General features: G+C 57.3%; 13 protein-coding genes and 1 pseudogene. 7 read left to right on the top strand and 7 right to left on the bottom strand.

What is annotated here, in order from left to right; translation table 11 throughout:
- The 5 genes from DWB67_RS11000 to DWB67_RS10980 all read right to left on the bottom strand — a co-directional run bounded on the left by DWB67_RS11000 (window position 1) and on the right by DWB67_RS10980 (window position 6184).
- The gene (locus DWB67_RS11000) at window positions 1-1329 is read right to left on the bottom strand and encodes a tetratricopeptide repeat protein (protein ID WP_370453586.1); all 1329 of its coding nucleotides are present in this window, start codon (window positions 1327-1329) and stop codon (window positions 1-3) included.
- Window positions 1330-1463: 134 nt separating this feature from the next.
- Window positions 1464-3077 carry a thiamine pyrophosphate-binding protein gene (locus tag DWB67_RS10995; RefSeq protein WP_119807590.1) on the bottom strand — a complete coding sequence of 538 codons (1614 nt, stop codon included), beginning with the start codon at window positions 3075-3077 and terminating at the stop codon, window positions 1464-1466.
- On the bottom strand, window positions 3074-4339 hold the full coding sequence (locus DWB67_RS10990; RefSeq protein ID WP_119807589.1) for a CaiB/BaiF CoA-transferase family protein: 1266 nt from the start codon (window positions 4337-4339) through the stop codon (window positions 3074-3076). The genes DWB67_RS10995 and DWB67_RS10990 overlap by 4 nt, the downstream gene beginning before the upstream one ends.
- A 30-nt stretch (window positions 4340-4369) precedes the next feature.
- On the bottom strand, window positions 4370-4891 hold the full coding sequence (locus DWB67_RS10985; protein WP_119807588.1) for a YHS domain-containing (seleno)protein: 522 nt from the start codon (window positions 4889-4891) through the stop codon (window positions 4370-4372).
- A gap of 261 nt (window positions 4892-5152) precedes the next feature.
- Window positions 5153-6184, bottom strand: coding sequence for a YHYH protein (locus DWB67_RS10980; RefSeq protein ID WP_182911559.1), 1032 nt, complete (start codon window positions 6182-6184; stop codon window positions 5153-5155).
- Window positions 6185-6577: 393 nt separating this feature from the next.
- On the opposite strand from DWB67_RS10980, the gene DWB67_RS10975 reads away from it, so the two are divergent.
- From DWB67_RS10975 to DWB67_RS10960, 4 genes are all read left to right on the top strand, one after another.
- The gene (locus DWB67_RS10975; protein WP_119807586.1) at window positions 6578-8002 is read left to right on the top strand and encodes an ATP-binding protein; all 1425 of its coding nucleotides are present in this window, start codon (window positions 6578-6580) and stop codon (window positions 8000-8002) included.
- Window positions 7999-8682 carry a response regulator gene (locus tag DWB67_RS10970; protein ID WP_119807585.1) on the top strand — a complete coding sequence of 228 codons (684 nt, stop codon included), beginning with the start codon at window positions 7999-8001 and terminating at the stop codon, window positions 8680-8682. Before DWB67_RS10975 ends, DWB67_RS10970 begins: the two co-directional genes overlap by 4 nt.
- A gap of 116 nt (window positions 8683-8798) precedes the next feature.
- On the top strand, window positions 8799-9188 hold the full coding sequence (locus DWB67_RS10965; RefSeq protein ID WP_119807584.1) for a hypothetical protein: 390 nt from the start codon (window positions 8799-8801) through the stop codon (window positions 9186-9188).
- A 69-nt stretch (window positions 9189-9257) separates the two neighbouring features.
- The gene (locus tag DWB67_RS10960) at window positions 9258-10418 is read left to right on the top strand and encodes a YHYH protein (protein ID WP_119807583.1); all 1161 of its coding nucleotides are present in this window, start codon (window positions 9258-9260) and stop codon (window positions 10416-10418) included.
- 47 nt (window positions 10419-10465) lie between these two features.
- Here DWB67_RS10960 and DWB67_RS10955 read toward each other — a convergent pair whose 3' ends face one another.
- Window positions 10466-12310: an adenine deaminase gene (locus DWB67_RS10955; protein ID WP_255418648.1), complete on the bottom strand. Its 1845-nt coding sequence runs from the start codon at window positions 12308-12310 to the stop codon at window positions 10466-10468.
- A 294-nt stretch (window positions 12311-12604) separates the two neighbouring features.
- On the opposite strand from DWB67_RS10955, the gene minC reads away from it, so the two are divergent.
- Genes minC through minE form a run of 3 tightly spaced genes read left to right on the top strand, consistent with a single transcriptional unit; the run spans window position 12605 to window position 14441 of the window.
- Complete coding sequence (minC, locus tag DWB67_RS10950; RefSeq protein WP_255418647.1) at window positions 12605-13324, top strand: septum site-determining protein MinC; 720 nt, start codon at window positions 12605-12607, stop codon at window positions 13322-13324.
- Window positions 13321-14169 (top strand): septum site-determining protein MinD, encoded by an 849-nt coding sequence (minD, locus tag DWB67_RS10945; protein ID WP_119807580.1) that lies wholly within the window; start codon window positions 13321-13323, stop codon window positions 14167-14169. Before minC ends, minD begins: the two co-directional genes overlap by 4 nt.
- Window positions 14166-14441 (top strand): cell division topological specificity factor MinE, encoded by a 276-nt coding sequence (gene minE / locus DWB67_RS10940; protein ID WP_182911558.1) that lies wholly within the window; start codon window positions 14166-14168, stop codon window positions 14439-14441. The genes minD and minE overlap by 4 nt, the downstream gene beginning before the upstream one ends.
- Window positions 14442-14602: 161 nt before the next feature.
- Here minE and DWB67_RS10935 read toward each other — a convergent pair.
- Window positions 14603-15361 (bottom strand): annotated as a pseudogene (locus tag DWB67_RS10935) (IS5 family transposase); the annotation flags it as partial.
- Window positions 15362-15403 lie beyond the last annotated feature (42 nt).

The following is a 15403-nucleotide window of genomic DNA, read 5'->3' as shown; positions in this document are numbered from 1 at the left end:
TCAGACGGCCTGCCTTCTGGCTGTGTGTATCAGTGAAAGGCGCGCGGCTGCATAGCCGTCTTCATTGCCACCGCGCAGGTCCATGCGGCCGCGCAGCAATCCCTCGGCGGCGTCCAGATGTCCGCCACGAAGCGCCGCCTCGATGGTGACGCGGTCAAAAACATCGCGCTGCGCGTGGCTGCCACCGATAGACAGCATATCCGCGTGACCGGCATTCAGATGCTGCCATGCGCTAGAATATTCGCCATTTGCGAACGCTTGCAAACCCTGTGCCAGTTTCAGGCCGGGATGGGCCATAATTTGGTCGGCCTCGGATGTGCTTTGGCTGTGGTGCATCCGTGCAATCAGACCGGCCGCAGCCTCATCCCGATCACCTCCGCAAAGGGCAAGCATGTAGTGCAGATCCGCAAAGGCAAGACAGCCGTCCTGTGCGCGATGTTCGGACAGAACGGCAAGTTCTTCCCATCGGTCACCGACATCAATGCCATCTAGATCCAGCCGGGACAAAAGCGAAGCCGCATTGGCGATGTCACGATAATCGTCGGTCTTATCATTGCGGATATCGGCATCATATAACGCCAGCGCCGCATCATATTCACCCAGATCCAGATGCATCAAAGCGCGGTGCCACCAGACGTGATACCGGAAATTGTTGCAATGCGCCCACGATTGTTCGCGACCGGTCAGAAAATCCAGCCCCGCACGGGCGCGACCTGTCATATCGAAGACATGCGCCACGGCGTGCAGCCCCCATGCATCATCGGGGGCCAGCACAAGACCGTCGCGACCGGCACGTTCGGCGGCGGCATATTCACCGGTTTCCTCTAATGTAAAAGCGTGGCACCCCAGCAGATAGCCACGCCACGGGTGGTCATCCCATGCGCCGATGACATCCTCGATCGATTGACGCATTTCGCCGGGGCGGCCCATGATGAAATGGATGCCCTGAAGCAGTTTCATGACCAAAGCATCGCGGAGGTTCGCGTCCAGAACAACCTGCAGACGCCCTGTTGCCCCCGAGGGGCGACCGTCCAGCCAGTCGCCCAAGGCATGAACAAAGGCCATTTCACGCGCGGTGCCAGGGGCCCCTGTAAGTGCCTCGGTGTGGGCTTGCCGCGCAACGACGACCATTTCCGACCGGCCCAGCAGCATGCATGACAATCCGCGAATGGCTTGCCCCAAGGCAAAATCGGGGGCCGCCGCCAAGACCTTGTTCAATGCCGGACCCGTGCTCGCGGAATGGGACAGGACACCATGGATCACCGCGTTCCAATCGCCGATCAGTGTAGGCGGAAGCGAGGTAGGCACTCCACTCAGGTCATCAGAAATGGGCATGTGCAAACCTTTCAAAGGGTATCAGGACAGATCACCACGTCGAAATGCGGCAATTGGTAGGCTTCTATTCGTGCGCTGCACTCATTTTGTTACATAGCGGCCAGTGGTTTCACGGACGTTCGTGGTATTCAAAAAGCGCCGTCATATGCGCGTTTGGGTATGCGGGCCGCGATCAGCGTGAAGCGGTCGCGCGTCAGGGCCGCGGCAGCTTCGGATGCAAGATCGTCGCGATCGGTGACTGTTACACCATGCCCCCCAAAGGCGCGGGCAAGGACAGCAAAATCGGTGCCGGTCTGATCTGCACCGAAATCAACGCCAAGATTGGGGCGTTTTGTGCCGCGTTGCTTTAATTCGATCAGCGACAGGCTGTCATCCACCAAGACACAGATGACAATCGGCAGATTATGCCCCATCAGTGACGCCAGTTCACCCGCGCCCATTTCCAGCCCTGCATCACCGACAAACGCAAGCACGGGAACATCGGGACGGCCCATTTTCGCGCCGGCGGCCAATGGCACGGCACATGCCATGGTGCACAACCCCGAGGATTGCAGCATACTGCGCGGCGTCGGGCATTCCCACATCTGGCTGACAAGAATGCGATGCGCGCCGCTGTCGGCGGTGATGATCGTGTTGGCGGGCATCGCATCCCGCAGCGTTGCGAACACCTGATGCGGACCCCAGTGATCGCGGGTCCCGAAGGCATCCTTCAATGCATCACGCGCGATTGCCGGCGCATTGTCAGGCCAACGCGTCGGTGCGTTATGCGATAATGATGGCAGTGTTTCCACAAGATTGCCGATCAGCAGATGATCGGCATGATGCATCCCGTGGGTTCTGGCACAGGGAGCAACCTCAATCACCGTTTGATCATCACGCCAAGGATTACGCCATCCGATCCGCATCTCGATCGGGTCGTATCCCAGCAATAGGATACAGTCGGATTGCGCCATTAGCGGCATCAGGATGCCATCTGCTTTCGGGGATAGACCCGTGCCGCCAAGACATAACGGATCGCCTTCATCCATCAGGCCCTTGCCCTTATAGGTGGTCATCAGCGGAATATTATGAATGCGGCAAAAACTGCTGACCATATCGCCAGCCCCTTCATTGACCGCATCAACCCCCGCAATGGCGATCGGATGTCGTGCTTGGGTAAGCGCCTGCAACGCTGCTTGCATTGCAGCAGCAGGGGGGTGACCCGCGTAGCTTGGTAATGCTTGCGCCACGGGCGTTTCATCCATGACACCCTCGGCCACGCCGATCGGCACATCGACATGCACCGGCCCCGGCTGCCCCGAGGTTGCCAGCGCAATCGCCTTGGCCATTCCCGCGCCAACCGCGCCCGCGGCCAAGCGGAAGCTGCCTTTGACAATCGGTCGCAACATCGCCTGATGATCGAAGACCTGATGGGTATAGGTTTCCGCTTCGGCCGCATCGACGCAACCGGTCAGGAAGATCATCGGCACGCGATCCTGCATGGCGTTGGCAATCACATTGACCGCATTCGCGACACCCGGCCCCAATGTCGCAACCAGCACCGGCAATGCGCCGGTGGTGTGCCACAGCCCTTCGGCCATGAAGCCGCCGCCGTTTTCATGCTTGACCAAAACAAATGTCAGACCCGCCTGATCCAGTCCTTGCATCAGGGCCAGAACCTCGCCTCCGGGAATGCCGAACGCATGGCTGGCACCGGCCTTCGCCAGCGAGGCCCCGATAATATCCGCGCCTGTTGTCGTCATTCTTTAAAATGTCCTTCAATCACGCCGGAGCCGGCCAGATCCCGAAGGGTTTCATCACTTAATCCCAACTGATCGGCCAGAATCCTGATGGTATCCTGCCCCAGCATCGGTGGCGCTTTGGTATATTTTACCGGAGTGTCCGACATTTTCAGCGGATTGCCTATCAAATCGACATAGCCTTTTTCCGCCACGGGATGCGGCAGGCTTATCTTCATCTGGCGTGCAGCCACCTGTTCGCTGGCAAATACCTGCGCCAGATCATTCACGGGCCCTGCGGGAATATTATGCGCCTTACACACCGATAGCCAATTTTCGGCGCTGAGGCCCGCAGTAAACGCCGAGATTAGAGGGATCAGGACATCACGGTTGCATACACGCGCCCTGTTGGTGGCAAAGCGCGGGTCGGTTGCCAGACCGGGGGCACCGGCTTGGGTCACAAAGCGTTCAAACTGACCGTCATTGCCGACCGCCAGAATAAATGTGCCGTCAAGCGTCGGAAAGGTGCCATAGGGAACGATGGTCGGATGGTCATTGCCACGCCGCGGTGGAACCTGTCCATCGGTCAGATGCGCCACACCCTGATTGACCAGCATAGCGATCTGCGCATCCATCAACGAGATGTCAATATACTGCCCCACCCCCGAGGTGTGCCGAGCCTGAACCGCGGCCAGAATCCCGACGGTTGCATACATTCCGCACAGCAAATCCGCGATGCCGACACCAGCCTTCATTGGCGGACCGTCGGCATTGCCTGTCAGGCTCATCAAACCGGCTTCGCCCTGTACCAGAAAATCATATCCGGCCCGTCCGGCATTCGGTCCCGTCTGGCCGAAGCCGGAAATCGAACAATAGACCAACCGCGGATTGATCTTTTTCAGCGTGGAATAATCAAGACCATAGCGTGCCAGATCGCCGGCCTTGAAATTCTCGACCACGATATCGCAGGTCGCAGCAAGCTGCCGGATCACATCCTGCCCGCGCGGATCGGCAATATTGACCGCGACAGAATGTTTGCCGCGGTTTGCCGACATATAATAGGCACTTTCACGCGTCTCTTGACCTTCGGCATCACAAACGAATGGCGGGCCCCAGCCCCTTGTGTCATCGCCCGCGCCGGGGCGTTCTATCTTGATCACCTCGGCCCCGAGGTCCGCCAGCAATTGCGTCGCGGTGGGGCCCGCAAGAATACGCGACAGATCCAGAACGCGCAGACCAGCAAGGGCCTGCGCATTTTCGTTGTTCGAAGCGGCGCTTTCGGTCACGCAATATGTCCAATCATTTGTTCTGGCCGGTCAGTTTTCGGCCGGTGCCTGCGACTGGAAACCGGGAATACGGCCCCGTGACGCTTTTTCCGCTTCAAGACCGGCCCATTCTTCTTCCGAGGTGTCCAGATATCCGGGAATATCCTCTTCCCAAGTGTCAACCACATCCTCGGTGATATTCAAGTAAAGCTTGTTATCGATAATCCGCCACAGGTTCGGATTGCCGGGAACCTTTGACCCGACAGCAACCCCATAGGCACAATGCCCGTCATATTGCGGCACATAGGCGGCGGGATCAGCCTGAAAGCGGGCGCGGTTTTCCTTGGATGCAAATGCGAAAGTCGCGTCGTTATAGTCGGCGGTAAATTCTGCCTTTCCAGCCAATGGTGCTGGCTGTTCCCCACCGATTTCAGCCTGCGTCAGGTCGAAATAGGAGACGACATCATAGCCGGATACGGCATAGCCCGTCCGGTCCAGATATTGCGGCCCTGCGAAAACTGTTCCCGCCATGCCGACCGAAATTGCAAGAGTAAGCGCGGTTGTTCTGAACATCGAAAGCTCCTGACACGGTGTACAGGGCCTTTCGTCGGCTACGGTCATTCTGTTACAGATTGACCGTGATTTTTTATGTGGATTAAAATTTTACCGTTTTTCACCAGGAAACGGCATCAGACGGATAATGGCCCTGATATCGACCTGCATTGGCGCGTGGACCTATCCTAACCCCGAACCATACAGCTAACGGCCATATGACCGCGTCATTCCCTTCGGCGTTCTGCCAAGCAAAACGCCGAAGGGAGGTCATGGCACCTTTTATCCGTCGTTACGCGGAGCGCCCGGCTGACCATTACCCCCACCCGGAGGAGGACCGTGGCGCATGGGGGCCGAGGCATCGCAAGTCCCGTTCGCCTCCTCAAGCGTGCAGCCGACTTCGGCGACATGGCAGCCTAGAATGGCGTTATCACCGGGCGCGCCTGCAAAATAAAGATAACCGACCCCCTCGACCATCATGCCGTTGCACATATCCAGCTTATCCGCGACATCGTCGTTATGCTGCATGATCGGCAGGCCATCCATGGCGATACCGATCTGCGGGCCGTAATCTGCGGTGTCTGTCGTGGCTGCGGGCGCATCGCCCAAGCAGGTCGTGACCGCGTGATAGTGATAGCCGACATTGGGGTTCACATGCCCGCCGCAATCGTCGAAAGGCGCAACCGTATGTGCGGCCAGAATGGCGTCAAGCGGTGCAGGCCCATCAAGCCTGATGCCGTTGTAGGCCAGACCGGAACCTTGGCGTGTCGTATCGGCAGGTTCGTCCAGCATGACAGGCGTCATCGGAATGACATAGGTAATCGAGGCGTCATCCGGCAGGTATTCGGGCAGGCATTGAACACAGTAATTCTGGTATTCGGGATCGACATCCGGACGCGCGGCAGCCTCGCAGGCTTCCAGCGTCCCGGTATAGCGGATGTCACCGGACTCTGCGTCAAACAGCTGCCATTCGGTATCACCGTAAATTTCTGCCAAACGGCTTATAAAATCGCCATCGACGTCCTGAACCTGTCCGTCGAGAAACCAGATCCCGCCCTTATCCGCACCATCGGCGATGTTCGTAGGGCACCACGGCCCCGGCGTGTAATCCTTGGGACTGGGCTTGACCGTGATCGAGAAACAGGACCCCTCTGTGCCACCCGAAAGCGTGCAATCCACGACCGAAGGTCCATCAACAATGTCCGCGGTCGAGAAAAATTCTTTGATGTCATCAATCTGACTGGCATTGGCACCAAAAGGCATCAACGCAGATGTGGCAATCAGAAGTGCGGCAAGGCGACTGGTTTGGGGCATATAGCTTCCCGTCCTTTCATGAAGGTTACAGAATTGTACCAGTTCCCGACACATCGGTCATCCGGAACCTGCGAATGGTTGCACCGGTTACCTGCTGGATGTCCAATCACAGGGTTGAAATGGTAATCTGCTGACAGGATTTTGGCGGCACACTTTCAACCATAAGCCAAACCTGGATCGCACCATGAAGGGTGACAATTCAGCACCTGCGACCGGTGCTGCAGCCGATCAGGAATGCCCCAAAGTCAAAATGCTGAATGATTTTTGCGAAGTCCGCTTCAAATCGACTACGCAAATCCGGAACGCGCTCCGGTTAAGGATTGGCAATAACAGATATAAAAATCAGCCGTCCTTCTGCATGTTGGCTGCATAGTTCTTTGTTAATGCCATATCATGAAGCGCCTTCGCATGTCCTTGACCGCCAAAATGTTCACGGCAATTGCCGCCACAGCTGTTCTGGTTGTGGCGATAATGGCGTTGTTGGTCGCATCCTCTATGCGTGACGGATTTTCGCAATATGTGCTGACAGGGGAACTGGCGCAGTTTGACGATCTGGCCGGTGCGCTCGGGGACATATATGACCCCGAACAGCCCGATTGGCCGGAATTGCAGGAAGGTCCGGTCACATGGTCCGAATTTGTGCGCCTGCACCTGCCGTTGAAGGGACCGCATTCCGGCATGCATCCCCTTGGTCCTCCTCCGCCAGAGCTTGCGGCCGGTCCGATGATGGTGGACCAACGTCTTACACTGTCCGACGCCCATGGCCGATATATTGCAGGGGCCCCTGAACGTCAGGCCCTGTTCAAAAGCCGCCGGATCTGCAGCGCCGATCCCTGCGATGACACAAATATTGTTGGTTATCTTGGCCTGAATGCGCCTGCTTTCGATACAATCGATAATTTTTTCCTGCGCGGACAGTATAAATCGCTGGCGTTGGCGGCATTGATTGCGGTTCTGATCTCGGCCGCGGCGGCTTTTCTGGTGGCACGTCAGTTGCTGGATCCGATCAAACGTCTGGAAGGCGGGGCGAAGACCCTTGCCGCAGGGGATTACACCGCACGCATGGTTCAGGACCGCACGGATGAGCTGGGCCAGCTGATCGGCCATTTCAATGCGCTGGCGGCCACATTGCAGCAAACCGAACAGGCAGAGCGGGCATGGATTTCAAACACTAGCCATGAACTGCAAACTCCGCTTGCCGTGCTTCGTGCCCAGATCGAGGCCTTGCAGGATGGCATTCGCAAGCCTGACCGCAAGACGCTTGCACAGATGCATTCGGCTTTGATGCGGCTGTCGCGTTTGGTACAGGATATCAAGGTACTGTCCCACGCCAAGGAATCCGGTCTTGGTCCGGCCTTGGGAATCGAGGATCTGTCCGAGATTGCGCGCGATGCCGCAGCGCAGGCACAACCGCGTTTGAAAGCCAAGGACATCCATCTGGCAACCGAACTGGAAGCCGCCTCTTTGGTGATTTGCGACAGGGTTCGGATTGGTCAGGTCATCGACAATCTGCTTCAGAATGCGGAACGGTACACGGATTCCCCCGGACATGTCCTGATGACGGTGGAACATCTTGACGGGACCGTGCAACTGACAATCCAGGACACCCCGCCAACCGTACCACAGGATATTATGCCAAAAATCTTTGACCGCTTCTTTCGCGCCGAAGGATCACGGTCGCGCGCCTTCGGTGGATCGGGTCTTGGGCTGGCCGTTTGCAAGGCAATCGTCGAAGCCCATCAGGGCAGGATTACCGCGCAACAATCATTGATGGGTGGTATCAAGATCACCGTGACCTTACCCGAGGCGAACAAATGACTGTGCCCAATATCCTGATCATCGAAGATGAAACCGATCTGGCCGAGGTGGTCCGCGACTATCTGATTGCAGCAGGCATGACCGTCGAGTTGCTTTTCGAAGGCACCGATGCAGTTGAAATGGCATCGACAGGCCGGTTCGACCTGATGGTGCTGGACCTGATGCTGCCGGGTGTCGACGGGCTGACCATTTGCCGGGAATTGCGTAAAACATCGGATCTGCCAATCATTATGACCACTGCCAAAGTCGAGGAAATCGATCGTCTTCTGGGGCTGGAAATGGGCGCGGATGATTATCTGTGCAAGCCGTTTTCACCGCGCGAACTGGTGGCACGAGTGCGCGCGGTGTTGCGGCGCAGACCCACGAATGACGCCGGATTACCGGTGCCGGATACCCGCACACGACTGTTGATTGATGCTGACAAATGGCGCGCCACATTGGATGGTGCCGATCTGGACCTGACGCGGCGGGAATTTTCCCTGCTTGCCGCCCTTGTGGCACGACCGGGGCGGGTGTTTTCGCGCGATCAGCTGCTGTCGCTGGCGTTTCCCGATGATACTGCCGTTTTCGACCGGACAGTGGACAGCCATATCCGCAACATCCGTCGCAAGATGAATACTGTTGGAGAATGGGACCCGATTAGATCGGTCTATGGCGTCGGCTATGCCTATGAAAGCTAGGTGCAGGATTCTTTGATCCTGCATTTTGCATGCACATTCGCTGCAAACCCCCTCCTCATAATCGGGGCAAGATACATGTGACGCCAGAGAATCAGCGTCCCTACAGGAGCCTTGATATGACTTATGACCTAGAAAGCCCGACTGCCAGAACCCGCAGCCTGCCTGCTGACCGGTTGCGTGCCCCCCGCATGAAGCAGCACCACAAGATTATCGCTGCCATCATGGTCAAGGCGCTGATGATGGGCTTTGCCGGAATTTCGATTGTACAAGCAACGAACGAGGCATCCGCCGCCGAACCGACAATCATTCTGGCCCAAAACGGCCCCCCAAAAACCGACAACCAGCAAAGCCGCCCCCCGCGCGAGGCGCTGGAGGCCTGCGACAGCAAAGCCAAAAATGACGGGTGCAGTTTTGCAGGCCCCGACAGCAAGCAGGTCGAGGGTGTTTGCTCGTCCCCCGACGACAAGGCCCCGCTGGCTTGCATGCCGGCGAATGGCCCAAAATAAGCCACTTCGGCATTTCGAAACACTGCAGGCAGGCGGTGACGCCGCCTGCGTCATCAGGAAAGAACCACCATGCGCAACATGACCCCGATCTGTTCGGTTATTTTGATGGCTGGATCGTTGACCGCCCCTGGTATCGCTTTGGCGCATACCGATATTACCGCATTTGACCAGTCAGTCTTCGCACAGCCCCCCGAAACCGTGGATTGTACGCTTGAGGACGGAACCGAAACCAGCTGTCACAAGCTGGTCGTGAACTATATGCCGGAGGGGTTGGAGATCGGGCCTTTCTGTCCTGCCACACTGGATGACGAAGGCGGCATCTGGAACTGGACCGGTGAAAACGGCAAGCTGTACCGCATTGATGGTGACTTCCTGCGGATGCTTGACGGACTGGGCTATCGTTTCTTCGATGACGAGGGAAATGTTCAAAGCGTCGACAATGCCACGACGCGCCCGACGGTCGACCATGCCTGCATCAACGTCACCGCCGATGATACGGTCAAGATCACCATGCTCGTTCCTGAAACACCTGTGATGGCAGATTCCCCCGCAGACCTAGGCGTGGTCGGCAAAGTCGGCGTTGCACTGGACGGCGTTCCGATCTTCTCGGATGCGCCAAGCATTCAGCAGACCGGACATATGCCTGCGCTGGATACCTGCGGCGGACATATCGATCCGGGCGGATGGTATCACTGGCATGCGACCGCGACCGATATCGACACCGTCTATGACCATGAAAACGTAACGGCGGATTGCAGCTTGCCGCAGGACAGCGGTGCACAGTTCGGCTATGCCTTTGACGGTTTCCCGATGTTCGGCAGCACCGAGGCGGATGGCACAGCCGTGACCGGTCTGGATGAATGCAACGGCCACACCGGCCCGACCGCCATCGGTGAAACCTATCACTATCACTCATCCGAAGATTTTCCCAACCTGCCCCCCTGCCTTGTCGGCGTTCAGGCACAGGACAATTTCCTGACCACAGCAACCGCAGGTGTGGGCGCAACCCACCCGGACGAAGGCATGCGTCGCAATGACGGCGGTCCGGCGGGCCAAACTCCTCCCGGTTTCGATGAGGCCGCAAAGAAACTTGGTGTTACCGCCAAAAAGCTTTTACAGGCGATGGGCGACCCACGTGACGGGCATCCCGATCTAGCGACAGCTGCCGAAAATCTGGGTGTTACAGAAGCGGAGTTGCGCGATATTCTGCCGCCGCCACCAGGGCATTAAGCCGTTCTGGCGCTTGCATGATATTATATGCAAGCGCCACGACACCGTCAAAAGACAACCGGCCGTGTTTCACCCGTGACGACATGGATCAAACCTTCGGGCGCATGATCGCTTTTGGCGACAAGGTTCCACCGCCAGGGCGCGCATGTCAGTGTCGCGATGGCAAGGCGTTCAGGGAAACCGGGCTGCCAGCGGGGATGGAACGACGGTTCATACATCCACTCGACCTCTTTCGCCGCGGCATAGAGGGCGCGCATTTCCGCATCGTTTTCCTCGGCCCGTCGGGCGGTCATCAGACCCGCGATTTCGTATCTTACCCGCGCGGTAACCTGTCCGCGATGGACCAGAACCCAGCCGCCGCCCATTTGCGCCAGCTGGTTCACGGCCAATGCCATTGCCTGATCGGATGATCCGACACACCAGATGTTATGCTTGTCATGCGCCATCGAACAACACAGCGCCGTGTCCGGATCTTTCGGACCACAGCCCAGCCAGAACATCTTTGTGACTGCCCCCTGTCCTGAAAAACGGTCGATGATCGAGAATTTGGTGATATTCTTCTGGGCATCCCGCTGCACAACGCCGTCCTGAACCGGCAGGGTATAAACCGGCACTTCGTCGCTCCAATGAAAGGGGCGCAGAACGGGTGCCTGCATTGTCTGGCGATCGGGATGGGCCGGAATGGCAAAATCGTCAGCCGTCAGCAATCGCCCGATATTTATCGTATCATAGGCCCAGTCCGGCCATTCGACGGACACCGGATCCGGCAAATAGTCCAGCCCGTCCGACACTTGTTGTCCGTCCGCCCAGACCTGACTGATGGAAAAGCTGTCCAGATCGTCAAGCAGGACAATATCCGCATAGCGCCCCGGTGATATGCTGCCCACCCAAGGGGTCAGACGCATATGGCGCGCCGGATTGATGGTGGCCAATTGCACGGCAATTTCCGGCGCAAGGCCCGCATTGATAGCGCATCGCACATTGTAATCCGCCCCGCCTAGCCGAAGCGTGTCCGTTGCGCTTCGATCATCGGTCGTTACGGCGACCTGGCTCCAATCACGCAGACCGCGTTCCAACAGACCCTTGATAATATCGTCCATCGTATGGACACGGAGCTGCACGAACAATCCGTGGCGCAGCTTGTCCCATGCTTCTTGTGCGGTCCATGCCTCGTGGTCAGACGCAAGACCTGCGGCGGCAAAGGCGTTGATGCCGGGCAGATCGCGCAAGCCTGCGCCATGCCCCTCGACCACGCCACGTGCAGCCATCGTCGCTTCGATCATCGACCATAAGCGGTCATGGCCGGGATTTTCGGATCGGGTCAGCGCGGGCCAGTCCATCACCTCGTCCAGACCTGCCGTCATCGGGTTGGACATAAAGCCTGTCTGGTCGTTTCCATCAAGGCGCGCCCCGTGTTCCCAACCCGTCGGCGGTACAGCCGAACCGGGCAAGGGAAATATTTTGAGGGGCGATCCCGCTTCGCGCGCTTTCAGCCAGAAATCCATTGTCTGTTCGGGCAGCACATTCGACAATTCATGGCTGGCCTCGCAGGTCCATGTATTGCCACGGGGCAAGACCAGCGCCGCCTCATATTCGGGGGTAATATGCGAGCTTTCGATATGCTTGTGAACCTCACCCAAGCCCGGGACGGCCAGAAGCGTGCTGCGATCAAAGGTTCGCACCGCTTGCCCCGTAAAACTGCCTTTGGGTCCGACAAAAGCGATCCGCCCCTGTGACATGACGATTTCCGCATCATCAATCCATGTCGCCGTTGCCGTATCCAACACGCGCCCGACCCGCAAAAGAACATCAGCCTTGCGGTGACCCAATGCAACCTGGACAAGGTTTTTGCGAAGCGCGATTTCGTGTTTGAAGTCGATATTGCCAGTCACATCAATGTCCTGTTCGGAATAGGGCGCGGGGGGCAAACTAAACCCGCCGTTTCCGGCAACACGCAATAGGACAGCGCATCTGACTGCAACATTCCGCGGGTTGAAACAGTTCGAGGTATAAATGCCAAAAAAGATGGCAGGTTTCTGCTGAAAATCCAAACCACTCCTTCCACCTGCCATCAGTTCATGAGAGAGAATAACCAAGAAGAGCGGCGCCGTCGTTGCGAACCGCCACAAAAGCAGGAGCAGAGTTTCGCTGTGTCAGATCGATACGCCCGGTCCCGGCAGGACCCCGTGACGGCCTCGTCCGGCACTTTTCAGGTGCGCGGCCGCTTCCTGACCGCATTGGTTCTTCGTATCGATTCCGAAAAAGCGGATGGCCCGTTCTTTGCCCAGCTGGACGAACAGTTGCACAGAACACCGCAGTTCTTTTCGGGCGCGCCTCTGGTTCTGGACCTTGGCAAAAGCGTCGAACTGAACCGTCCCGACAACATCCGCGATCTGGTGCAGAACCTGCGCCAGCGTGATCTTCGCGTTTTCGGTGTGCAGAACGCATCGGGGATCGACGATGAAATGCTGCAATCGCTTGGACTGATTGCCGTGACAACAGGGCGTGATGCCCCTCTGCCCCGTGACAACGGTCCTGCAAAAACGACGGCAGCGGCGGCCCCCGCAGCGCGGCCTGTGGAAAACAAGGTTGTCCGGTCACATGTTCGTTCGGGACAGATGGTCGTGGCCGAAAACGGTGACCTGACGGTGATCGGATCGGTTGCATCAGGGGCCGAACTGATGGCCGCGGGCAATATCCACGTCTATGGCGCACTGCGCGGGCGGGCGCTGGCCGGATGTCACGGAGATGAAACCGCCCATATTTTCTGCCAGAACCTCAGCGCGGAATTGGTTGCTATTGCAGGTCTCTACAAGACAAGCGAAACACTGGATGCCGAAGTACGCCAACGCTGCACACATATATACCTTGAGGATGAGAAACTTCGCATGGAGGTGATCGCATGACCACAGAACCCAAGAACACCCCGCCCCTTGGTCGGGTCATCGTGATCACATCCGGCAAGGGCGGTGTTGGCAAAACGACATCCTCGGCCGCTATTTCGGCAGGTCTGGCCAAGCAGGGCTTCAAGACAGTCGTCATCGATTTCGATGTGGGTCTTCGGAACCTCGATATGACGATGGGTTGCGAACGCCGCGTCGTTTTCGACTTTATCAATGTCATTCAGGGCGATGCAAAGCTGAAGCAGGCACTGATCAAGGACAAGCGGGTCGACACGCTGTCGATCCTGCCGACCTCGCAAACCCGCGATAAGGATGCCTTGACGAAAGACGGCGTCGAGAAGGTCCTGGCCGAGCTGAAGACCGAATTCGACTATATCATCTGTGACAGCCCCGCCGGCATTGAACATGGTGCCCAGATGGCCATGTATTTTGCGGATGAAGCAGTCGTCGTCACGAACCCCGAAGTGTCATCGGTGCGCGACAGCGACCGTGTTCTTGGCCTTCTGAGCAGCCAGACAAAGCGCGCCGAAACGGAAGGTGCCGAGCCTATCAAGGCACAGGTTCTGATTACCCGCTATGATTCGACCCGCGTCGAGAATGGCGAAATGATGACCGTCGAGGATGTTCTGGAAATCCTTGCAGTCCCCCTGTTGGGCGTCGTGCCCGAAAGCAAAGCGGTTTTGCGGGCATCGAATGTCGGAACACCTGTCGTTCTGGATGGTCCGTCGGCAGCTGCCCAAGCCTATGAGGATGCAGTATCACGCTTGATCGGCACCTCGGTCGAAATGCGTATTCTGGGTGAACGTCGTGCCGGTCTGTTCAAAAGACTGTTCGGACGTGCATCATGAGCCTGTTTAATTTCGCCCGCAAAAAGCAACCCAAAAGCGCACAAACCGCCAAGAACCGCCTGCAGATCCTGCTGGCGCACGAACGCAGCGGCGGCGGCGCTTCCGAAACTGATTACCTGCCGATGCTGCAACGCGATATCGTTGCAGCGATCCGAAAACACGTGTCGATCGGCGATAAGGATGTCGAGGTCAGAATGGAACGTGGCGACGAGATGTCTAGTCTTGAAATCAATATCGAGTTGCCGCTAACCGGAGCGCATAAAGACAAATAGACCGCGCGCATTTATCTGCGGGAATATGCAGCTGTCCCCTAAATCCGAAATGCCACGTGCAGGATACTTATACACACCGTAGAAGGCAGATAATAAAGAACATACAATGCCCTGATACGGTTTGGGTAAGCTGCATCATATTCCCTAGGGTCTGGACCTATTAACCACATACAGAATATGACGATTGCAGCGATTTCGATCGCAGACATGAAGGTATGGGCGCAGCGGTCATAGCGGGTATGGATACGCCGCCAATCCTTGAGTTTGCCAAACATGTTCTCGATCTTGTGGCGCTTTTTTGTAGAGCCCTTTGTTATGGGTAATTTGAATTTTTCTGTTGGATTTTGAGGGGATACAGGCCTCGATCTGACGATCGGCAAGAGCCGCGCGGAACCAGTCAGCATCATAGCCTTTGTCAGCGAGAAGCGACTTCGCCGAAGGCAGAGAGGATAACAAGGCCGCAGCACCTGTATGATCGCTCACCTGGCCTGCGGTCAGAAACAGGGCGCGGGGTCTGCCTTGACTGTCGCAGACCGCGTACAGTTTCGAGTTCAGGCCGCCTTTGGTGCGTCCGATAAACCTGGGAAAAGCCCATTTTTAAGCAGGCTGGCTGCTGTTCTGTGGGCCTTCAAGTGGGTGGCATCAATCATGATCTCATCTGTCTCTCCGCCGCCGTTTGCAAGCTCCACCAGAATGCGGCCAAACACTCCCATCTCGCTCCAACGAATAAAGCGGTTATAAATTGTCTTGTGAGCGCCATAGCTTGCGGGCACGTCGCGCCAGCGCAGACCGTTCCGGATCACAAAGATGATGCCGCTGATCACCTGACGGTCATCAGCGCGTGGCACCCCGTGCGGGAGTGGAAAGAAGGGCGATATCCGCGCCATCTGCGCTTCGGAAAGCAGAAATACACCGGTCATTACGGCACCCCTTTAGCGCCACAAATGAACCAGCCAGTTTCT

This window comes from Paracoccus sp. JM45 (genome assembly GCF_003590715.1).
Classification (GTDB): domain Bacteria; phylum Pseudomonadota; class Alphaproteobacteria; order Rhodobacterales; family Rhodobacteraceae; genus Paracoccus.
Note: the sequence above shows the minus strand (reverse complement) of the source record. Positions and strands in the feature narration are given on the sequence as shown.

Coding starts and splice junctions, on each gene's coding strand:
- DWB67_RS10995 (WP_119807590.1), bottom strand. CDS start 3,077: ATGACGACAACAGGCGCGGATATTATCGGGGCCTCGCTGGCGAAGGCC.
- DWB67_RS10985 (WP_119807588.1), bottom strand. CDS start 4,891: ATGTTCAGAACAACCGCGCTTACTCTTGCAATTTCGGTCGGCATGGCG.
- DWB67_RS10980 (WP_182911559.1), bottom strand. CDS start 6,184: ATGCCCCAAACCAGTCGCCTTGCCGCACTTCTGATTGCCACATCTGCG.
- DWB67_RS10975 (WP_119807586.1), top strand. CDS start 6,578: ATGAAGCGCCTTCGCATGTCCTTGACCGCCAAAATGTTCACGGCAATT.
- DWB67_RS10970 (WP_119807585.1), top strand. CDS start 7,999: ATGACTGTGCCCAATATCCTGATCATCGAAGATGAAACCGATCTGGCC.
- DWB67_RS10965 (WP_119807584.1), top strand. CDS start 8,799: ATGACTTATGACCTAGAAAGCCCGACTGCCAGAACCCGCAGCCTGCCT.
- DWB67_RS10960 (WP_119807583.1), top strand. CDS start 9,258: ATGCGCAACATGACCCCGATCTGTTCGGTTATTTTGATGGCTGGATCG.
- minD (WP_119807580.1), top strand. CDS start 13,321: ATGACCACAGAACCCAAGAACACCCCGCCCCTTGGTCGGGTCATCGTG.
- minE (WP_182911558.1), top strand. CDS start 14,166: ATGAGCCTGTTTAATTTCGCCCGCAAAAAGCAACCCAAAAGCGCACAA.